17 protein-coding genes and 1 pseudogene are annotated in these 20,608 nt (G+C 73.7%); 11 read left to right on the forward strand and 7 right to left on the reverse strand.

Annotated elements, in window-relative coordinates; all coding sequences use genetic code 11:
- Positions 1–9: 9 nt before the first annotated feature.
- Positions 10–900, reverse strand: coding sequence for an ATP-binding protein (locus OG500_RS37665; RefSeq protein ID WP_329587234.1), 891 nt, complete (start codon positions 898–900; stop codon positions 10–12).
- Positions 901–1,576: 676 nt separating this feature from the next.
- Between OG500_RS37665 and OG500_RS37670 the strand changes: the two genes are divergently transcribed.
- A complete protein-coding gene (locus tag OG500_RS37670; RefSeq protein WP_329587236.1) occupies positions 1,577–2,524 on the forward strand; it encodes a polysaccharide deacetylase family protein in 948 nt (315 codons plus the stop codon).
- A gap of 96 nt (positions 2,525–2,620) precedes the next feature.
- Here OG500_RS37670 and OG500_RS37675 read toward each other — a convergent pair whose 3' ends face one another.
- Positions 2,621–3,427, reverse strand: coding sequence for a carbonic anhydrase (locus tag OG500_RS37675; RefSeq protein WP_329587239.1), 807 nt, complete (start codon positions 3,425–3,427; stop codon positions 2,621–2,623).
- A 317-nt stretch (positions 3,428–3,744) separates the two neighbouring features.
- Between OG500_RS37675 and OG500_RS37680 the strand changes: the two genes are divergently transcribed.
- The 4 genes from OG500_RS37680 (at position 3,745) to OG500_RS37695 (ending at position 7,015) form a co-directional block, all read left to right on the forward strand.
- Positions 3,745–4,962, forward strand: coding sequence for an alpha/beta hydrolase family protein (locus OG500_RS37680; protein ID WP_329587242.1), 1,218 nt, complete (start codon positions 3,745–3,747; stop codon positions 4,960–4,962).
- A gap of 165 nt (positions 4,963–5,127) precedes the next feature.
- Complete coding sequence (locus OG500_RS37685; RefSeq protein ID WP_329587244.1) at positions 5,128–5,637, forward strand: hypothetical protein; 510 nt, start codon at positions 5,128–5,130, stop codon at positions 5,635–5,637.
- A 139-nt stretch (positions 5,638–5,776) separates the two neighbouring features.
- Positions 5,777–6,271 carry a GNAT family N-acetyltransferase gene (locus OG500_RS37690; protein ID WP_329587247.1) on the forward strand — a complete coding sequence of 165 codons (495 nt, stop codon included), beginning with the start codon at positions 5,777–5,779 and terminating at the stop codon, positions 6,269–6,271.
- A 621-nt stretch (positions 6,272–6,892) separates the two neighbouring features.
- Entirely contained in the window at positions 6,893–7,015 is a 123-nt protein-coding gene (locus OG500_RS37695; RefSeq protein ID WP_329587250.1) for a hypothetical protein, read from the forward strand.
- A 64-nt stretch (positions 7,016–7,079) separates the two neighbouring features.
- On the opposite strand, the gene OG500_RS37700 is transcribed toward OG500_RS37695, so the two are convergent.
- Positions 7,080–8,336 (reverse strand): tetratricopeptide repeat protein, encoded by a 1,257-nt coding sequence (locus OG500_RS37700; RefSeq protein WP_329587253.1) that lies wholly within the window; start codon positions 8,334–8,336, stop codon positions 7,080–7,082.
- A gap of 19 nt (positions 8,337–8,355) precedes the next feature.
- A complete protein-coding gene (locus OG500_RS37705) occupies positions 8,356–11,811 on the reverse strand; it encodes a CHAT domain-containing protein (protein WP_329587255.1) in 3,456 nt (1,151 codons plus the stop codon).
- 97 nt (positions 11,812–11,908) lie between these two features.
- Here OG500_RS37705 and OG500_RS37710 point away from each other — a divergent pair, with 97 nt between their 5' ends.
- On the forward strand, positions 11,909–12,382 hold the full coding sequence (locus OG500_RS37710; protein ID WP_327071398.1) for a hypothetical protein: 474 nt from the start codon (positions 11,909–11,911) through the stop codon (positions 12,380–12,382).
- Entirely contained in the window at positions 12,379–13,287 is a 909-nt protein-coding gene (locus tag OG500_RS37715; protein WP_329587260.1) for a hypothetical protein, read from the forward strand. The genes OG500_RS37710 and OG500_RS37715 overlap by 4 nt, the downstream gene beginning before the upstream one ends.
- An 83-nt stretch (positions 13,288–13,370) precedes the next feature.
- On the opposite strand, the gene OG500_RS37720 is transcribed toward OG500_RS37715, so the two are convergent.
- Both OG500_RS37720 and OG500_RS37725 read right to left on the reverse strand, forming a co-directional pair.
- Positions 13,371–14,471, reverse strand: a complete 1,101-nt coding sequence (locus tag OG500_RS37720) for a quinone oxidoreductase family protein (protein ID WP_327064269.1) — start codon at positions 14,469–14,471, stop codon at positions 13,371–13,373.
- A gap of 132 nt (positions 14,472–14,603) precedes the next feature.
- On the reverse strand, positions 14,604–16,217 hold the full coding sequence (locus OG500_RS37725; protein ID WP_329587263.1) for a CocE/NonD family hydrolase: 1,614 nt from the start codon (positions 16,215–16,217) through the stop codon (positions 14,604–14,606).
- Positions 16,218–16,316: 99 nt separating this feature from the next.
- On the opposite strand from OG500_RS37725, the gene OG500_RS37730 reads away from it, so the two are divergent.
- Genes OG500_RS37730 through OG500_RS37740 form a run of 3 tightly spaced genes read left to right on the forward strand, consistent with a single transcriptional unit; the run spans position 16,317 to position 18,780 of the window.
- The gene (locus tag OG500_RS37730; RefSeq protein ID WP_329587267.1) at positions 16,317–17,225 is read left to right on the forward strand and encodes a VOC family protein; all 909 of its coding nucleotides are present in this window, start codon (positions 16,317–16,319) and stop codon (positions 17,223–17,225) included.
- On the forward strand, positions 17,222–18,283 hold the full coding sequence (locus tag OG500_RS37735) for an alcohol dehydrogenase catalytic domain-containing protein (protein ID WP_327064266.1): 1,062 nt from the start codon (positions 17,222–17,224) through the stop codon (positions 18,281–18,283). The genes OG500_RS37730 and OG500_RS37735 overlap by 4 nt, the downstream gene beginning before the upstream one ends.
- Before the next feature lie 14 nt (positions 18,284–18,297).
- Positions 18,298–18,780, forward strand: coding sequence for a MarR family winged helix-turn-helix transcriptional regulator (locus OG500_RS37740; RefSeq protein ID WP_329587270.1), 483 nt, complete (start codon positions 18,298–18,300; stop codon positions 18,778–18,780).
- 76 nt (positions 18,781–18,856) lie between these two features.
- On the opposite strand, the pseudogene OG500_RS37745 reads toward OG500_RS37740, so the two are convergent.
- Positions 18,857–19,207: pseudogene (locus tag OG500_RS37745) on the reverse strand (aldo/keto reductase); the annotation flags it as partial.
- A gap of 265 nt (positions 19,208–19,472) precedes the next feature.
- Between OG500_RS37745 and OG500_RS37750 the strand changes: the two are divergent.
- Complete coding sequence (locus tag OG500_RS37750; protein ID WP_329587272.1) at positions 19,473–20,183, forward strand: FadR/GntR family transcriptional regulator; 711 nt, start codon at positions 19,473–19,475, stop codon at positions 20,181–20,183.
- The last annotated feature ends 425 nt before the right edge of the window (positions 20,184–20,608 follow it).

Raw genomic sequence — 20,608 nt, forward strand, 5'->3', positions numbered from 1 at the left:
CCTGGGCTGTCAGGTGAAGGAGAACCGCGCTGCGGCCTCGGCCGGCGTGGTCCCCTGACGCTCCCCGGGCACGTCGTGGACGGCGTGTGTGCCCTCGGCGCGCAGTTGGTCGGCCCCGCCGTGCCGGGCCATGACCGCGGCGTAGGCGCGGACGTCGTCGGCCGTGAGGTCGGTACGGCTTCGCTCCGTGTGCTGCCGGAGGAGGACGCTGAGGTCCGGGTCGAATCGCAGCACGGTCACCGGGGCGTCGAAGCGCCTGGCGATGGCGATGAGGCGGGCGCGCGCCTGGGGAGTGACGTTCGTGGACTCGGCGACTGCGGTTCGTCCGCCGGAGAGCCGGGCGGCGATCCGCCGGTCGCGCTCCTCGAAGATCCGGGAGTCCGCCGCCTCGGAGTGCGCCTCGGCAGGTGCGGTGTCGAAGAGTTCAGCGCGGATCTCGTCGCTGGACACCACTGCTTGCTCGTCGATCTGGCGGCGGGCGAGCAGGGCCCGCACGAAGCTGGTCCTGCCCGAAGCCGGCGCTCCGACGAGGACCACCAGTCCCGTTGGCACGCGCGCCGGTCCGCAGTCGCCCGGTGCGTGCGGCCGGAGGTAGAGGTCACCCGCGCATTCCAGGGCTTCCTCGGGAGAGCCGGCGGGCAGCCCGCTGGGCAGGGCAGTGTCCTGGTAGCTGTCGCTGCTCGCCAGGTAGAGCGCGAAGGACCAGGCGTGCAACACCCCGGTGAAGCGCAGGCGACACAGCGGGAGGATCTGGCCGCTGGTCAGTTCGGCTGCCACGTAGGCGAATTCCGCGCGGAAGCGGACCGTGACGGCGTTCACCTGCGGCCACCGCGCGCGGGCACGGCAGTTGAGGCGTTGGCGCAGGTGGTGCTGCATCGATTCCGGGGGGTTCTTCGGCACGGGCTCCATCCTGCCGGGCGCGCCGTACCTGCCCGTCCTGAGGACTGTCGAACGCGGCCATGTCGCGGCCGGTCACGGCGCTGGACTCGGCGCCGGTCATGCCGCCGCTGCCAGGGGGTTCCGCTCTACGGGGACCCCGGGGAACGGGGGTCGTCCGCCGCACGGGCCGATCGGTGGATGCCGGGTGGTGGGTGGGGCGGCAGGCTGGAGGGCGGCGGAACGGATCGCATGAGGTGGCCCGGTGACAGGGGGCGTCGCAGGAGGACGCCGCGTGGGGGAGCGGCAGGAGCGCCGCGGTCCGGATCCGTCCTCCGTCCGATGATTTCGAGGGACCCGAGTGATGGCGCCTGCCTGCCCGGACCCGGCCATGCTGCGCGGCCCGGCCGGCCGGGAGGCAGCGGGCCACCGCCCTTCCCGAGAGGATTACGTCCATGGGGAACAAGCACACGACGATGCGGCTGGCTGTCGGCGGCGTGGCGGTGGCCGCCACGCTGGGCCTGGCCGGCTCCGCGTCGGCGAACCGCCTGAGCCAGGACGTGGTCGGTGGCGCCGCGGCTGAGCGGGTGGCCCGACGTGGGCCGGTGTCCATGGCCGCCGTCCCGTGGTGTCCGGTCCGGGTGTGGCAGCATGGCCGGGCACCTCCCCGCCGACGCAGCACTGATCTGCCGGAGTCCGCATGGCCCCCAACCGCCGTCAGATCCTGACCACGGCCGGCACCGTGGGCGTGCTGGCCGCTGGATACGCGTTGTTCTCCGCCTCTCCCCGCTCCCGGCCCTCGGCTGCCCTGACCGCGCCGAGCACCCTGACCGCGCCGGCCACCCCGTCCGAGCCGGCCACCCCGTCCGCGCCGAGCGTTCCCCGCACGCCGGCCTCCCTGAGCACCCCCGGCACGCCGGCCGCGCCGAGCACCCCCGGGACCGCGAACCGCGCGGAGGTGGTGGCGCGCTACCGGGACACCGTTCCCACGCGTTGGGGCACCGACGTGCCCGGTGTGCTCGACCGGCTCGCCGGGGAGCGCGGGCAGATCGCCCTGACCTTCGACGCGTGCGGCGGCCCCGGGGGCGACGGCTACGACCGCGCGCTGATCGACCTCCTGCGTGAACGGAACGTGCCCGCCACGCTGTTCCTCAACTCCCGCTGGATCGACGCGAACCCCGTGGTCTCCCGCCGGCTGGCCGCGGAGCCGCTGTTCGAGATCGCCGACCACGGAACGCGCCACCGCCCCCTGTCGGTCACCGGCCGCTCCGCCTACGGCATCGCGGGCACCCAGGATGCCGGGGAGGTGGTCGCGGAGCTCACCGCCAACCGCGACCGGCTCGCCGACCTGCTCGGCGCCCCACCGCGCTTCTTCCGGCCCGGCACGGCCTACTGCGACGACGTCGCCGTGCGCATCGCGGCCGAGTTGGGGCAACGGGTGGTGGGCTTCACCGTCAACGGCGACGCGGGGGCGACCTACTCCGCCGCCGAGATCGCCAAGGAGGTCGGTGCCGCCCGGCCGGGCTCGATCGTCATCGCGCACATGAACCATCCCGAAGGCGACACGGCGGTCGGGTTCGCCGCCGCCCTCCCCGGGCTGCTGGCCGCCGGACACGGCTTCACCCGCCTGTCGGACGCCTTCCGGTGACCGCACGGGCAGGCGCCGGACGGGGCTCCGCGAGGTGGGCCCGATGGCCCCTCGCCGCCCGGCGCGCCGACCACGTCGTGAAACCTCCCTCACCTGTCAGGGGCGCATGAACTCCACGCAGCCGCTGTCCAGGGAGTAGTAGGCGCCCACCACCTCGACCAGGTGATCGCCGATGAGGGGGAGGAGCAGGGGGTCCTCGCGGAGCTGGTCGACGGTGAGGCGGATCTGGGCGCGGACGGTGTTGTCGACCTGGTCGCCGGGCAGGGGTTCGGCCGCCAGGTAGGCGGGCTTGAGGGCCTCGACGACTGCGACCAGGTGGGCCGGTACCTCGGTGCCGTTGTTCAGGGCGTCCACCGCGAAGACGACGGCACCGCAGCGCTGGTGGCCCATCACCACGACCAGTGGGGTCACGGATTCCTGGGCGCCGTACTCGACCGCGCCCTGGATCAGGTCGTCGTTGGTCTGGGCCGCGGTCCGGACCACGAACAGGTCCCCGACACCACGGTCGAAGACGATCTCGGGCGGCACCCGGGAGTCGATGCACGAGAAGACGGTCGCCAGCGGGTCCTGACCGGCGGCCACCGCCAGGCGGCGAGCCACGCTCTGGTTCGGATGCAGGAGCTCGCCGGCCACCCAGCGCTCGTTGCCCTCTGCCAGGCACCGCAGCACCTCCTCCGGCGTGGGCATGCCCTGGCCCGGCGTCGGCGTCGGCGTCGGCGGCTCGGCCGGGTCGGCGAGGCCGCAGGGCTGTGCGGCGGCCCGGCCGGTGGCGAGCAGGGGGAGGGCGGCCAACGCGCCGGCACCGCCAACGAGGAAGCATCGGCGGGCGGGTGAGCCGGCGGTGCTCTCCTCGCGGTGGCCGGCGGCTGCCGCGCGGCGGGTCTCGGTTGGTGCGTCGTGCATCGGTGGTCTCGGCTTCCTGGTGGTGTTCTGCATGGCCGCCCCGACCACGAGTCTGGACGCCCAGCGGCCGGACCCGCTCTGCCACACCGCACCCGCCTGTGCCCGGCGGTTGTGGATCCACCCGTGCGGCCGTAGCCGCGACGAGACCGCCCGTCCCCAGGGGGAGGTCCTCCCGGGGTTCGGTGCGGGAGCAGGGCATGTCGGAGACCTACCCGAGACGGAACGGTTGCGTCTCGTGTGGGTCAGTGGCTACAGTTCCTCTCGTAGCCGAGACGACACCGTTCCGTCTTGACCAATCGACTGTCAGGAGCAAGACCATGCGTTTCCTGTTCGAGGACGAGTCGTTCTCCTTCGAGGCCCTGCGCGCCGCCGGCTTCGCCAACGACGGCGGCGCCGATCTCGGCGAGGTCATCGCCGCCGCCCGGAACATCCCCGAGGGCGACGAGGAGGCCTGGCTGCGCGAGTGGCGCAGCACCGCCGAGCGCGTCCACGCCATCGGCAACCGCGCCCTGGCGACCGGCCACCGGGTCAGCGCCCGCGAGGCCCTGCTGCGCGCCTCGAACTACTACCGCACCGCCGAGTTCTACCGCCGCGATGACCCCGCCGACGACCCCGAGGTCAAGCTCCTCTCCGGCCTCTCCCGCGAGACCTTCGCGACCGCCGCCTCCCTGATGGACACCCCCGTCGAGGCCGTGCGCATCCCCTACGAGGACACCAGCCTGCCCGGCTACCTCTTCCTCGTCGACGACTCCGGCACCCCCCGCCCCACCGTCGTCTTCACCAGCGGCTTCGACTCGACCCTGGAGGAGGCCTACTTCGTCATCGGCGCCGCCGCGCTGCGCCGCGGCTACAACGTGCTGGCCTACGACGGCCCGGGCCAGGGGGCGGCGCTGCGCGAGCAGGGCATGGTCTTCCGCCCGGACTGGGAGGCCGTGGTCACCCCGGTGGTCGACTACGCGCTGACCCGCCCCGAGATCGCCCCCGACCGCCTGGTCCTGCTGGGCTACAGCCTCGGCGGCTACCTGGTCGCCCGCGCCGCCGCCCACGACCACCGCCTGGCCGCCCTGGTCCTGGACGACGGCCTCTACAGCTTCGGCCAGGCCCACACCCGCTTCATGCCGCCGTTCCTGTGGGACTGGGTCCAGAGCGGCCGCGACGACCTCGCCAACCCCGTCCTGAACCTGCTCATGCGGACCAGCACCCAGCTCCGCTGGGCCCTGCGCAACGGCGTCTGGACCTTCGGCGCCACCTCCCCCGCCGACTACGTCCGCCGCACCACCGACTACACCCTCGACGGCGTCGCCCACCTCATCGACTGCCCCACCCTCGTCCTCGACGCCGAGAACGACCAGTTCTTCCACGGCCAGCCGCAGGAGGTCCAGGCCGCCCTCACCTGCCCGCACACCCTCATCACCCTCCCCGAGGCCGAGGGCGCCGGCGAGCACTGCCACATGGGAGCCATGGCCCGCTTCCAGCAACTCACCTTCGACTGGCTCGACACCACCCTCGCCTCGAAGGCTCACCTCAACAGCTGAACGCACAGAGCCTGTTGTACGCCTGTACGCCTGTACGCCTGTACGCCTGTACGCCTGTACGCCGGGGCCGGAGCGACGATGCGCGCCGGCCCCACCGCCTGGGCGCCCGATGACCACGACACCGGTGCAGCGCCGCCGGAACGAGACCAGCGAAGGACCCCACCGATGAACGGCTACGCCACTGAGGGCTGGACCGACATGTTCCTGTGTGCGGGCGGCGCAGCAGCGGCGCTCTGCGGCCTCATCTTCGTCGGCCTCAGCGTCAACATCCGCACCGTCCTGGCGATCGAGAAGCGCGAGGGCCACAGCTTCATGACAGGCCGTGCTCTCGAAGCCCTCGTCGCGCTGCTCGTCGTCCTGCTCATCAGCCTCGTCGGGCTGACCCCGGCCATCAACCCCGGCGTGCTGGCCGCCTTCGTCCTGGTCAACGCCGTGGCGAGCGCGGTCTCGCCCTGCAGAGCCGCGTACGCCGGCCGCGGCCGGAGCCCGCGGGCCACCGAAGTGATCCTCAGGCGCTCCCTCGCCGCCGCCCTGACCCTCACCCTGCTCACCGCCGGAACCTCCCTCGCCGCCGGTCACGGCGGCGGTCTCCACTGGCTGCCCGCCGCCTTCGTCCTCGCGGTCACGGTCGCCGCCGTCAACGCCTGGGTGCTCCTCGTCGAGGTTCTGCGCTGACAAGGCATCCGCAACCGGGTACCGCGGCGGCGTCGGCCGGGAGGCCGCTCCGGCTTTCGCTCGGGCAGGCCGCCCGGCCCACGCGCCCGGCGGCGGAAACCCAGGTGGCCTCGGCGCTCGATCTCGGTAGAGTCGGGCAATGCCCGAGCTGATGCGGCTTCATGCCGACCAGGCCGCGGCGGTCCTGGCCTTCGAGCTGGCGAACCGCGGCTACTTCGCTGCCTCGGTCTCCGACCGCGGCGACGACTTCTTCGACCGGTTCACCGACCGGTACGGCGCCTCGCTGGCCGAGCAGGAGTCCGGCGGCTGCGCCTTCTACCTGCTCGTCGACGAGGACGGCTCGGTGCTCGGCAGGTTCAACCTGTACGACCTGGCGGACGGCACGGCCACCCTCGGGTACCGCGTCGCGGAGCAGGCCGCCGGCCGCGGCGTGGCGACCGCGACCGTGCGGGCGCTGTGCGGGATCGCGACGGCGCGGCACGGCCTGCACACCCTGCGGGCGGCCACCTCCCACGAGAACGCCGCCTCCCGCAAGGTGCTGACCAAGGCGGGGTTCGTCCCGGTCGGCCCGGCCGCCCCGGCCGATCTCGGCGGCAAGTCGGGCACCTGGTACCAGCGCGACCTCCGGCCGTAGGAGGGATGCCCGCCGACTGGCATCCCTCCTACGGCCCGGGGGCGGGTCAGAGCGGCAGGCCCTGCCAGCCGCCGAGTGCGGTGGGTGCCGTGCCCGCCCGGTAGGAGACGCGGCCGTCGGTGCCGATGGCGAACACGTGCAGGACGCCGCTGCCGTCGACGATGGCGGCCGGCTGGTCGAGGACGGTGCCTCTGGTGGGGACACCCGGGCAACGGTCAGGCTGACGTCGCTGACCAGCTCGTTCGAAGACGGTGAAGCTTCCGCCACTGCCGTGCCAAGTCACTGGTGTGGGCGGGCAGCTCGCGGCTAGGGTCCCGCCATGTCTGACGCAGCCGAAGCCATCAGCCGGAGCAAGCCGAGGTCGTCCGCCGGTACCTGCGGGTCTTCGAGACGCGGGAGGTCCGCGAGTTCGAGGAGCTCGTCGCCGAGGACGTGCTGATCCACGGTGGGGGGCAGCACATCCAGGGGCGGAGGTATCCCGAGGGGTCGGTGCTGACTCCGGGCTGTCCAACTGCCGCCTCCAGGTGGACGGCCTCTTCGCGGCCGGCGACCGGGTCACTGTGGCCTTCACGCTCACCTACGCTCACCTACGCTCACGACCGCAGCGGCCGGGACCTCACCATGACGGCCGTCAAGTCCTACCGTCTCCACGACGGACGGATCGTGGAGTTCTGGGGCGAGACCGACCTGTACGGGCTCCTGCGTCAGGCCGGGCTCATCCCCGAGCAGATCCCGCCCTTCTGACCGACCCGACCGGGCTGACCGGCCCGACCGACCCGACTGGCCCGACCGTGGCCGCACGGCCGTGTCACCCCGACTGCGCGCGCAGCCGGGTGAGGAGTTCACCGGTGCTGCGCACCTTGGGGTGGTCGGGCCCGAGGAGGCGGCGGTAGTCGTCGCGACAGCGCTGGAGAAGGTCCACGGCCTGCTGGCGTTCGCCCGCGTCGATCAGGACGTTGGCCAGGTTGTCCCGGGCGTGGACGGTGTGCGGGTGGTGCTCCCCGTGGGTCCGGGTCCTGACGGCGAGGACCTCGCGCAGGAGCTGTGCGGCCTCGGCGAAGCGTCCCAGGGCGTGCAGGACGGCGGCGAGGTTGTTGCGGGTCGGGAGCGCGTGGTCCCCGACGTCGCTCCCCGCCTGGTCCTGGGTGGCGATGACGGTGCGCAGCACGTGCTCGGCCTCCTCGAAGCGGCCGAGGCGGCAGAGCGCGGCGCCGAGGTTGGATCGGGGTGCGAGGAGTTCGGCGTCGGGCCGGACGGCGCGCTCCATCCGCCCCACCAGCTCCCGTAGTTCCTGCTCGGCCTCCTCCCAGCGGTCGGCCTTGATCAGGGCCGCGGCATGGGCGTTCGCGTCGGTGTGCACGTCGGGGTGGTCCGGACCGTGCAGCCGGCGCCTGCGCTCCAGCACGTCGCGGCGCAGCGCGAGCGCCTCGGGCGCCCGGCGGAGGTCCTCCAGGACGGCGGCCAGTTGTGCGGCGCTGTCGAGGGTGGCCGGGTGGTCGCGGCCCAGCAGGTCGGTGCGGCTGGTCCAGACGCTGCGGGAGGCTTCCTCGGCGCGGTCCAGCTCGCCCATCGCGTGCAGCAGCTGGGCGAGGTCGGCGGCGGTTGTCAGGGTCTCCTCGTGGAGGTACCCCAGGACGGCGGCCTGGCGGCGGATGAGCCCGGTGAAGCGCTCGCGCGCCTCCTCGTGACGATCCGGCAGCTCGGCCAGCGCCCGCGCCTGGTCGCGCAGGGCGGCCATGGTGTCAGGGTGCTCCGGGCCCAGGCGCGCTCGGAGGCCGTCGGCCTTGAGGACGGCCAGCTCAAGGGGCGAGAGCGGTTGCCGGGCCAGTTCCCGCTCGGGGCCGTCCTCGTGCTGGAGCGTGACGACGAGGTGGCCCGCCGTCGGCTGCGCCCGCGGTGGCGGTGGCGGTGGCGGTGGCGGTGGCGGGGGAGCGGGGTCCGGCCCCGCCCCGGGCCGGTCCGGGGCCTCGGGAGGTGGCTCGGGTACTGCCGGGGAGGGTTCCGGCGCGGGCGGCTGCTGGGCCGCGGCCCGCGCTCGGGAACGCGGGTGCCACCATCGGCTCATCGCGGTCCTTCCTGTCTTGTCAGGCACCGGAGTGCACGTGGGCGGCCCACAGGCTGGGGCTGCGGATGAAGGCGTCGCGGCACCGCAGGACGGCGTGGTGCAGGGCGGCGGCGGACCGGTCGGCATCCAGGCCCGGTGATCCTTCGGGCCGGTCGGCCCGAAGGAACCGGTAGATGTCCCTGGTGATCCGCAGTGCCACGAGGTCGTGCACCCGCCACAGGGTGCCGATCGCGTGCGGGTAACCGGCGATCTGGAAGGCCGAGGTGATGTGGATGGACTCGTCGGCCAGCCGCTCGGAGCCCCGCGCGCTCTCGCAGGCCGAGAGCACCGCGAGCCGCGCCCGGGGCAGGTCGAGTCGGGAGAGCCGGCGCACCGTCAGCGGGTTCTCCCGATGGTCGTGGACGAGCAGGCGGGCGTTGGAGGGATCGTCCGGATCGCCCACGCCGTGGCAGGCGAAGTGCACGCAGGAGTAGCCGGGCAGCGCCCGCAGCAGGCCGGCCAGGGTGGCCTCGGGGCCGGTGAGCACGTCGGTCGGCACCAGCTCCCGCAGCTCCCGCACTTCGCGGCGCACCCCTCCCAGTGCGGCCGCACCGGGGGTGTCGGGCAGGGCCACCGCGAGCAACCGGTCGGTGGGGTGCGGGCGTGCCGCGCGGGCGCGCGCGTAGGCCAGCGCGCGCACGGTCGGGGTGTAGGAGGAGATCACCCGGTCGAGGACGGTCGGCCGCCGGCCGTTCGCCGCCTCGCTCACCTCGCCGTGGCGGCCCGCCGCGTGCAGTGGCAGCGCCGCGAGTGCGCCGCCCGCCGACCACCACAGCCGGGGCAACGGGCCGTCGGGCGGCGCGTCGAGCAGGCCCGGCGCGTCGAGGACCGGCGCGGTGACGCAGTCCCAGGTCCACGCCAGTACCTCCCGGATGGTCTGCTGGGCCCGTTGCTCGGTCGCCGGGTCGACGGCGGACACGAGCGCGTCGTCGAGCCGGGCCACCTGCTGCTCCACCGCCGCCGGTGTCGCACGAGGCAGCGGCACCGTGCGCACCCCTTGTGGCCCGAGGACGAGTGCGTCGCTGCGATACCGGCTGCAGTAGGCCAGCACGACGGGTCCGCGGTCGGCGCAGGCGAGCAGGTCGGCCAGGGGCGGGACGGCGAGGAAGCCGGTGAAGCCCGGCAGCTCGCGGGTCCGGGTCAGCAGCCGCTCCCAAGTGACGGCCAGGGCGTGCCGTTCGTCCGCGGTGGCCACCGCCCGGGCGTCCGTGTCCTCGGCACCGTCCGTGTCCTCGGCACCGTCCGCGCCGGCTGCACCGTCCGTGCCGTCCGTGCCGTTCACGCCGTCCGTGCCGTCGCCCGCGCCCGCCTGCCGCGTCCCCTCCGCGTCCAGCGCGTCGATGCGGTCACGCAGCTCGGCGAACCGCTCGGCGAGTTCCGGGTGCGCCGCGCGCAGCCGCTCCCGGTCGCCGCGCGCGGCCAGGGCCTGGCCGAGCAGCACGCCCCGGCCCTGCTCCAGCAGCAGCACCGCCTCCTGCGGGCGACCGGCGTTGACCGCGCAGGCGGCCGCGTCCGCGGCCAGCCCGTGCACGGCCGCGAGCCGGTGTTCCTGGTCGTCGCGGACCAGGCGCCGGGTGACGCTGAAGGGCAGCAGCTCGATGGCCAGGCGGTATCCGCACAGGGCAGCCTCCCAATGGCCGCCGTCGGCCGCGGCCGACCCGCAGCCGATGGCCGCCGCGATCCGTCGCGAGGCCGGCTGGGCGGTGATCGAGGCGCTCTGCCAGAAGGCGTCCGCGGCGGCCCGCAGTACCCCGGGGTCGTCGCCGATGCGGTGCAGTACGCGCAGGGCGTGTCCCTGGGAGCGCAGTTGGTCGGCGAGGACCTCGGGCGACTGGGAGGGCGCCAGCACCGCGCGGCCGAGCGTGGCGACGGCCTCCTCCGCGAGCGCCCGGTCCCCGGTGGTCTCGGCCTTGGCGAGCAGTTTCGTGCCGAGGCCGTGCAGGAAGCGGGTGTGCCGGGCGTCGCCGTACACGGTGTGCCTGAGGGCCCGCGCCGCGACGTCGGTGGCCTCGTCGAGGTCGGCCGGGTCACCGTCCGCCTCGAACCGGGCGTGCAGCGCGTTGCCGAGGTGGTTCAACCGCTCGCCGAGACCGGTTCCGTCGGCGGGCGTCCGGGCGAGGACCTCGCGCGCCACGTCGGCGGCCTCCCGAGCCGCCGCACGGTCCCCGGTCCGGTCGTACCAGCTCTGCAGGATGACGCCGAGGTTGTCCAGGTCGCTCACCGGGGTCCGAACGAGGGCCGGGGAGTCCAGGGCCTGCCAGGCCAGCCGGACGGCCTCGCGCAGCGCGGCCGCGTCGCCGGTCTGCTGGTAGCGCTCGCGCAGGGCGACGGCGAGATTGGCCGGCCCGGGGGCGTCCGGATCGTTCGGTGGCGTCTGCGCCACGGCCTGCCGCAGGGCCTCGACGGCCTCGTCGAGCAGCGCCGCGTCGCCGGTGCGTTGGCCCAGCCGGTGCAGCGCGTTGCCCAGGCTGTTCAGCGTGGTGCGGTGGAAGCGGCTGGTGGGTGCGCTGCGCCGGAGAGCCTCGCGCAGCAGCTCGACGGACTCCCGCAGCAGCTCGGTGCCGTCGGTGTGCTCGGCGGCGATCCGCAGCGCCACGCCCAGCCCGGTCAGCGCGGCGACGTGGTCGGGTCCCTCCGGCCGGTCGGCCGCGGCCTCGGCCAGGGCCGTCCTGCTGATCCGGAGCAGCTCCTGGACCGCGGCCTCGTCGGGCCGCAGCTCGACGCGGTCCCTGAGCACGGCGGCGAGGTTCCGCAGGAGCACGGCGCGCCACGGCGAGCCGGTCGGGAGCTGCGCCACGATGCTGCGCAGCAGGCCGACGGCCTCCCGCAGGGCTTCGGCGTCACCGCCGACCTCGAACGCTCGGCGGCGGACCATCGCCAACGGCATCACGATCAGCGGTCGGGTCGGGTCCGCGGGCGGCAGCCGGCCGAGCCAGTGGCGAAGGGCGCGTTCGACGGCCGCGATCTCCCGCGGATCACCGCTCTGCTCGCAGCGCGACAGCATCAGGGTGCCGAGGAGGTTGAGGGCGACGGCGCGGTTGTCCTGCGCCAGGGGATCCTGCTGCGGCCCGCCGAGCGCGGCCAGCGCCGCGGCGAAGTCGGCTTGCCGGTGCTCGTGCCGGTAGCGATCGGCCAGCGCCTCGGCGAGGATGAGCCGGCACTGTTCCCTGGCCGCCGGGAAGTCGTCGTCCAGTCGGATCAGTTCGTCGCGGTCGGGACGTCGGCCGAAGCCGGTCCATCGGGTGTACAGGGCTGCTCGGAGGTTCGCGGCGATCCTCCTCACGCGGACCTCGTCGGACGCCGGTGCGCCTGCCAGGGCGGCCCGGCACAGCTCGACCGTCCGGTCCAGCGCGGGCCGCTCGCGGGTCCGGTTGAAGTGCTGGGCTGCGGCGAAGGCCGCGGCCGCCAGGTCCGGTGCCCCTTCCGGGTAAGCCATGGCCCGCCCCCGCGTCACACGATGGTTCCCAACAGGCGGGAACGGCCGGTGAGATGACATCTCACCATAACCAACGAGGCTGCCCCGGGAGGTCGTTATGCTGACCCGCACAGTCGACGTCGCTACGGGGGCAGGGTTGAACCAGGTCGGGCACGGTGGGGGGTACGCGGAGCGCCACGCGCGGTTGGGTGGACTCTGTCGTCGGCTGACGCAGGGCCGGGACGGCCGGGACGGGCTGGGGGCCGGCGAACCGGCCGAGCGGCTGGCCGGATTCCTGCTCGCCGAGTTGCGCGGCGGACGGCCTCCGGAGGAGTTGGAGGAGGCCTTCGACGAACTGGAGGAGCTGCTGCTCCTCGCCGGGCACAGCGCCGGCCTCGGCTCGTACCGGGCGGCCCCGTCCCCCGGCTACCAGCCGCTGCCCGGCACGGGCAGCGGGCACCCGCTGCTCTCCGTGCTCACCTGCCCGCGTGGTCGCTGCCCGCGGGTCGAGGCGCCCACGGCGGACGGCGAGGAGCCCGCGCGCTGCCGGATCTTCGACCAGCCGCTGAGCGAGATCGCGCTGCGGTCATGACCGCCTTCCTCTCCGCCCTCGGTGACAAGCTGGCCGAGCGGTGGCTGACGCTGCTGGCCGTGCCCGGAGTCCTCTACCTGATGGCACTCGGCGCCGCCGTGACCCTGGGTCAGCGCCACTGGCACGACGTCGGCCGGCTGCGCGCGAGGCTGGACGCCCTGGCCGCCGCGCCTGCTGCCCACAGCCCCGGCACGGTCGCGGTGGCCGCGCTCGGGGTGCTGGCCGGCGCTGCGGCGGTGGGCACGGCCGCCCAGCAGCTCGGCGGCTGGGTCGAGAAGGCCTGGCTGGTCGAGGTCCGGGGCCCGCTGACCGGTCGGCTCGCGGCGCGGCGCCTGCGCCGTTGGCAGGCGGCCGACGCCGACTACCGGACGGCGCTGGTGGCGGCCGGGCGGGCCAGGATCGCGGAGGGGGCCGATGCCGGCGCGCTCGCGCACGACGCGGAGCGGCGCTACGCGGCCCGCAACCGGATCGGCTCCGCCGCACCGCGCCACGCCTTCTGGACGGGTGACCGGATCGCCGCCCCCGACCAGCGCGTCTGGCGCTCCTACCGGCTGGACCTGACGGTGGCCTGGCCCCACCTGTGGCTGCTCGCCCCCGACGGCACGCGGGCCGAACTGGACACCGCACGAACCGGGTTGGCCTCGGCCACCCGGTTGATCGCCTGGGGCGCGGGGTACGCGGTGCTGTCGCTGTGGTGGTGGCCGGCGGCGCCGATCGGCGCCCTGGCAGTGGCGACCGGCGTGGGCCGCGGGCGGGCGGCGGCGGCCTCGTTCGCGGACCTGGCCGAGGCGCTCGTCGACCTGCACGGCAAGGAGCTGGCCCTGGCCCTCGGCCTGGAGTGCGAGGGCGCCCTGACCCGTACCGTCGGCGAGGCCGTCACCCGAGCCCTGAGCAAGCCCGGCTGAGCCCGTGCCAGGACGTCAGGACGTCAGGACGGCGCCGCCGCGGTGGCCGGCGCAGCCCGGGCTCCTGCACTTCCCGCAGAGCGTCACGACCCCGGCTTGAGGACGACCCGGCCCACGAGGTCGGTGCTGTTCTCCAGCAGCGCGTGTGCCCGGTTGGCCTGGGACAGGGGAAAGCGTGCGGCGATCCGGATGCCGATCAGCCCCCGGGCCAGCAGATCCAGGACTTCGAGGGCATCGCGATGGCGGGCACCGCGCACACCGACGACCGTCATCTCCAGGCGGGTGAGATCGCTCATCGTGAGCGGCAGGTACCCGCCCGTGCGCTGGTTGCCGGCCGCCGGACAGACCGTGCCGCCCAACCGCAAGGCGTCGACCGCCAGTCGGAAGAGGTCCGCGTCACCGGTGAAGTCGACGGCGTGGTCGAACCCGGTCCCGGCGGTCCAGTCCCGCAGCTCGGCCGCAGCCGCCGCCCGATCGGCGGTGACCACCACGTGGTCCGCGCCCATCTCCTTCAAGAGACCGGCCTTGTCGGCATGCCGGGTCGTCACGGCGACCCGGGCGCCGGCCATCCGGGCCAGGCGGACGGTGGCTTCCCCCATCCCTCCGGAGGCGCCGCACACCAGCACGGTCTCACCGAGCCGCACGCGCAGCCGGTCCAGAACGAGGCGGTGCGAGGTCGCGTACGGCCAGAGCAGCACCGCCGCCTGCTCCAGGTCGACGTGTGCCGGCAGCGGCAGCCAGAGCCGCTGATCACGCACCAGGTACTGTGCGTACGAGCCGAGACCGGCGTGGCCGGGCACGTCGACTCCGGTCGACAGGTTGCCCAGGCCCCGGTAGGTCTGCGACGCGTACGGATTCTCCGGGTGCACCACACCGACGACGGGATCCCCCGGCCGGAACCCGGCCACCTCGTCTCCCACCGCCACGACGGTGCCCGCGGCCTCGCGGCCGAGTTGCTGGGGCATCGGCAGCGCGCGCCGGCCGGGCAGCCGCTCCCCGGACAGCTGCCCCGAGCGGTACTTCAGGTCCCAGCCCGAGACCGAGGCGGTGTCGACGGCGACCATGACATCGCGGGGGCCCAGTGGCGGGAGCGGGTAGTCGGCATGGACCAACTGCTCGGGTCCGCCGTGTTCGAAGACCCGAACCGCCTTCGTGGTGGTGGGCAACTGGCTGTCGGTGGTCATGAGCGGGCCTTTCCGATGTTCCGATGGAGGGACCGGCCGGTACTCGGCCTGGAGGTTGCTCTGCGCGAGGCGCTCGGCCGCGCCGACCGTGCGGTCGAGCGCCTCGGCAGGTTCAGGGGTCGTTCCGCAGGCTCAGGATTCCTTCGGCGGGATCACCGGCACCAGCAGGTACGAGGGGTACCGGCCGCCGGTGTGCACCGTGTTGGTTCCCGTGAAGGGAGCGCGGTCGACGGGGTTGTTGTGCCGGAACCGGGTGGGATCGGTGCGGTCGGCGGCCTGGATCACCAGCCCCAGTCGGTGGCCCGCCGCGAAGACCCTGCTGGTGGGCAGGATTTCGACCGCCGCCTCGACCGGGACCCCGGCCGTCAGTGGGCTGCGGGTGTCGTGGGGGTGCACCGGACGGTAGGGCTTGGACCGGGCCTCGTCGAGCTCGCGGTGCGAGACCCGCAGCCAGCCCTTCACCACCGGGCCGCGGTTCCCGACGCCCGACGCGTCCTCGAAGGTCACCTCCTTGCCCTCGGAGTCGATGTCGATCAGCGTCACGAACAGGTCCATGTCCTCGGTGTCCGCGCTGACCCACACGTGCAGTGCGGAGGGGCCGGTGAGTTCGACGTCCTCGATGAACGGGGCGGTGAACAGCGTGACACCGCCTGCGGGCGCCGGATAGTCCACGCGTGCCTCGGTGCCGGGTGCCTCGGCGCCCAGCGCGCCGCGCTCCGCGTCCAGGTACAGGCGGGTCCAGGCGGTGCGCGCGATCGGCCACTCGGATTCGGCGCGCACGAAGGAGCCGCGCGGGTCACGGATGGTCAGGCGCACCGGCGGCTCGTCCTGCCAGGCCGTTTCGTCGCCGGCGACGAAACGGTCCAGGAAGCGCTTCTGGTAGAGCCGGCTCTCCTCGGTGTAGAAGGGCGTGAAGTGGTTGCCCTCGTGGATCTCCAGCCACTTGTGCTCGGAGCCCGCGCCGAGGTAGCCCTCGACGTTGCCCCGCAGGTGCAGTTGGTAGCTGGTCCAGTTGCCCGACGACAGCACCGGCACGGTGATCTTCGAGAGGTCGACCTCGCGGGCCAGGTAGTACGTCTTCCGTAACGCGTGCTCGCGGAGTTCGGTCGGCAGCTCGGCGTTGCCCTCCACGGCACGCTGTGGGTTGGGCGCACCGGCGGGCAGGGCGCTCTGGTTGCCGGTGATCTGACGGGTCCACCACTCGTCGGTGAACTGGTTGCTCAGGATGCCGCCGTGGTGCGACCAGTCGCGGTAGATGTCGATCGCGCCCTCCCACGGCACGATCGCGGCCAGGTGCGGCGGCTGCAGCGCCGCGACGTGCCACTGCCCGATGGCGTAGTAGGAGATGCCCAGCAGCCCCACCTTGCCGGTGCTCCACTCCTGCACCCCGGCCCATTCGATCGCGTCGTAGTAGTCCTCCCATTCGGTGGGCGAGAACAGCGCCATCCTCCCCTCGGAGTGCCCGGTGCCGCGCTGGTCGACCCGGACCACGGCGTAGCCGCGGGGCACCCACCACTCGGGGTTCGGCGTCTCCCAGGTCATCTGGGGTCCGTGCTCGTCGATCAGGTCGTAGGCGTGCGCGTTGAAGTCGGCGAAGTGGATGTCCTTGCCGTACGGGCCGTGCACCATCAGGACCGGATGCGGGCCCGGCTGCGCCGGACGGAACACGTCGGCGCGCAGCACGGTGCCGTCGCGGGTGGGGACCGGCACGTCCTTCTCGATCGTCATCTGGGCTGCAGCGGACATCGGGGCCTCCTCGGTTCTTGCCAGAATATCAACTGCTTTATAAAGTACTTTACATCCAATGGGAGCGCAACGACCGGGAACGCAACGAGGAGAACCGTCGTGACAGGCATCACCCATCTGCGCAGCCTCGACATCGCGGCCACGGACCCCGCCGCGTTGTTGCCCTTCTACGAGCGGACCTGGGGCCTCGAACAGGTCCCCGACCCGACCGCCCCGGCCGGAGGGATCGCGCTGCGGGCCCGCGGCGCCGAACACCACGTGCTGCGGCTGGTTCCGGGCGCCGGGCGCGCGCTGGAGCGGATCGCGCTCGGCGCGGCGAGCCCCGCCGACGTCGACGCGATCGCGGCGAAGGTCCGCGCGGCCGGCGCGTTCGTGCTCACCGAGCCCGGGGTGCGGGCCGACGGCGGCTACACGGTCGAATTCACCGATCCGGAGGGCCGGGTGCTGGAGGTCGGCGCGGGCCTGCCGGAGCACCGCGAGCCCGCGAGCCGGGACTTCGGCCCGGACCGGCTCAGCCACGTCGTGCTGAACTCGCCGGACCTGGCCGCCGCCAAGGCCTTCTACGTCGACGTGCTGGGCTTCGCGGTCTCCGACACCTACGAGAACGACCTGATGGTCTTCCTGCGCTGCAACTCCCAGCACCACTGCGTGGTCCTGGCGCCGGGGGAGTGGGCCACGCTGAACCACGTCGCCTTCGAGGTCCGCGACACGGACGAGGTGATGCGCTCGCTGGGCCGGATGCGCAAGGCAGGGGTCGACACCATCTGGGGCCCTGGCCGCCACGGCCCGGGCGGAAACGTCTTCTGCTACTTCCAGGATCCGGTCGGCAACGTCATCGAGTACACCTCGGACCTGATCGAGGTCGGCCCCGACTGGCAGGCACAGGCCTGGCCGCGCACCCAGGAGAACGCGGACGTGTGGGGCACCAGCGGCGGCATCACCCCCGGCGTCGCCCGCGCGATGGCCAACCCCCCGATGGCCAACCCCCCGATGGGAGAGCAGCGATGAAGGCGATCGTGATCGACCGGTTCGGCGCGCCCGAGGTGCTGCGCACCACGCAACTGCCCGACCCCGAGCCCGGCCCCGGCGAGGTGCGCGTGCGGGTCGGCGCGGCGACGGTCTCCCGCACGAAGGACGTCGCCGCGCGGGCCGGCCGGCCGCCCTTCGCCGAGCAGATCCGCACCTTCCCGCACGTGTTCGGCACCGAGCACGCCGGCCTCGTCGACGCGGTCGGCGAGGGGGTGGACACCGCCCTGCTCGGCGCCCGGGTCGCGGTCACGTCGGCGCTGACCTGCGGGCAATGCCGGTACTGCGCGCAGGGCCGCGAGGAGGCGTGCCCCGAGATCCGCCTGCTCGGCATCCACCGCCCCGGGAGCTACGCCGAGTTCACCGTCGTACCGGCGGTGAACGTCCAGGTGATCCCGGAGGGGATCACCCTGGCCCAGGCGGCCTCGCTGGCCGTCAACGGCGGCGTCGCCGCGGCGCAGCTGGCCGCGGGCGGCGCCGGGCCGGACACGACGGTGCTGGTGCTCGGGGCCGGCGGCGCGCTCGGGTCGACCGTCGCGGCGCTGGCCGCCTTCCGCGGCAGTCGGGTGATCGCGGTCGTACGGGACCCGGGCCGGCTGGCCGGTCTGCCGCTGACCGCGGCGATCGACTCCGGCACGGACGACCTGGCCGGGCGGCTGCGATCCGCCGCCGGGGACGACGGAATCGACTGTGTCATCGACAACCTCGGAGTCCCGGCGCTGTGGGACGCCTATCTGCCCGCGCTGGCGCGGGCCACGGTGGTCGTCGTCTCCGGCGCGATCACCGATGACCCGGTGCCGCTGCGGTTCCGGCAGCTGTACCTGCACAGCCACTCGATCGTCGGCGTGCGCACCGGCAACCGCAAGCATCGCGATAACCTCTGGGCCGAGGTGTCCGCCGGCTTCCGGCCGCCGGAGAACTTCATCCGACCGACTCCCTGGGACCAGGTCGTCGACGCCCACGCCCGAATCGAGGCCGGGCGAGCCGGCGGCCAGATCGTGCTCGAGTTCCCGGGGGTCACCGAAAGGCCGCGCCGATGACCCAGAGAGGCACCGTGTCCCGCCAAGAAGCGCACCCCGTCGCACCCCAGTCCCGCATCGCCTTTCTGGTCCGGCTGCTGTCCAACACGCTCAGCCAGCAGGTAGAGCGCGCCCTGAAACCGCTGTCGCTGACCCAGGCCCAGCTCGCGGCTCTGGCCCAGCTCACCTTCGCCGACGAGGGATGGCTGTCGGGCGCCGAGCTGGGCCGCCGGGCCGGGGTCACGGCGCAGGCCATGTCCGGCGCGGTCACCGAGCTGGAGCGGCGCGGCCTGGTGCGCCGCAGCCCGCATCCCACCCAGGGGCGCATCCAGCGGGTCCACATCACGGAGGACGGAGCGCAACTGCTCGACCGGGCACAGCAGCTGACCGAGCCCGTCGACGCCCGCGCGCTGGCCCTGCTCACCGAATCCGAGCGCGACCAGTTCCGCGGCCTGCTGCTGCGTGTCATGACCGGCGCCGGGTGCGCGCTCACGGCGGAGGAGCCGCCGGGCGGGTGAGCTCAGCGGGCCGGAGTCCGGCCGGGCGCTGTCCGGCCATCCGCTGTCCGACCAGTCGCCGGGAAGCGCCCTGGGGTCAGCGGCCGATCCTGTCCAACGCGGCGAGATCCTCGTCGGAGAGCGGGACTCCCGCGCCCGCGATGTTCTCGCGCAGGTGCGCCACCGACGAGGTGCCGGGGATCAGCAGGATGTTCGGCGACCGCTGCAACAGCCAGGCCAGGGCGACCGACATCGGCGTCGCGTCGAGCCGGTCGGCCATGGCCGTGAGCGCCGAGGACTGCAGCGGGCTGAAGCCACCGAGGGGGAAGAACGGCACGTACGCGATGCCCTGCTCGGCGAGCTCGTCGATCAGCTCGTCGTCGTGGCGGTGGGCGAGGGTGTACAGGTTCTGCACGCACACGATCGGCGCGATCGCCTGCGCCTCGGCGTGCGTAGCTCGGCGGCGACCTCGTGGACGGCTCGGCTGTGAGCGAACCGCGCGGCGACCGCGGCGCCCAGGCCCGCTCCGGCGCCCACGATGACCAGTCCTGGCATGGGAATCTCCTCCAACTCGATTGGTGTCCGACGCGATGACCGTAGGTCCTCTCATCGGTGTGAGGAACAAGCCCCGCTGCATCGCCGCAGCCGGTGCCTCTTGAACCCGCTCATCTGACGGATGTTCAAACGTCTGATGTTTGTATATGCTGATCTCCATGAGGAGCATCGGTACACCGCGCAGGACGGCAAGCCTGGCCTCGCAGCTCGTGGACAGCCTCCGCACGCACATCGAGGCCGGGGGATGGCCGGTGGGAACGCGCATCCCCTCGGAGCAGGCCCTCATGGAGGAGCTCGGGGTCGGACGCAGCACGCTGCGCGAGGCACTCGGAGCGCTCGCGCACCTGGGGCTGTTGGAAGCCCGGATGGGGGACGGCACCTACGTCCGCGCGTCGAGCGAACTCCAGTCGGTCATGGTGCGGCGGGCGAGTGCCGCGCAGCGGGACAACGTTCTCGAACTGCGCACCGTCCTGGAGGAGTACGCCTCGGGGGCCGCCGCACTGCGGCGCAGCGAGGACCAACTGCACCACCTGAGAGAGCTGTTGGCCGACGCCGACGCGGCCTGCTCCGGCGAGGACGTGTCGGCGGCGATGAGTGTCGACGCGCTGTTCCACCGGGCCGTCGTCCGGGCCAGCGGGAACGACCTCCTGATCGAGGTGTACGACTACCTCGGCACGGCGCTCGCCGCCGCCCCGGGCGGCCTGCCCTGGGATGCCGCCGACGCCGAGCAGCACGCGGACCTGCACCGGCGGCTCGTCGACGCGATCGAGGACCAGGACGAGAGCGGCGCCCGAGCCGCGGCGGCTGCCATCGTCCGGCTCACCCACGACCACGGCGCCCAGGCGCCAGGAGCGGCGGAGGGGGAGTGAGCCCGCGGTTGGGGCCGACGCCCCGTCAGCGTCCACCTCCGGGTCCTGACCACCGCCGAACGCCCGGCCTCCCGCGCCGATCGGACGCGCCTGCGCGAGCACCCTCGTCGCGGCGCATCCGCAGGCCAGTCCGGCCGGCGCCGCTTCCCAGCCTACCGGCCGCCGAGCACGGCCACGGCCGAGCAGGGCGGAGACCGGGTACGGTAGCGGCCGAGCACCGCCGCACCCGAGCACACCGCAGCACCCGAGCACCGCAGCGGCCTGGCATCGAGCCGGGGCGCTCTGAAAGCCCCCCTCCACTGCTGACGTCCGCAGCGATGTCGCCTGCGGCCGACCGGGCCTCTCAACGGTCCGGTACCCCACGCCTGCCAGTAGCAGGAATCGGCGCGCCCGCTGCCGGACCCGTGGTCCGGCCGGCCCCTCCG

The organism is Kitasatospora sp. NBC_01250 (genome assembly GCF_036226465.1).
Classification (GTDB): Bacteria; Actinomycetota; Actinomycetes; order Streptomycetales; family Streptomycetaceae; genus Kitasatospora.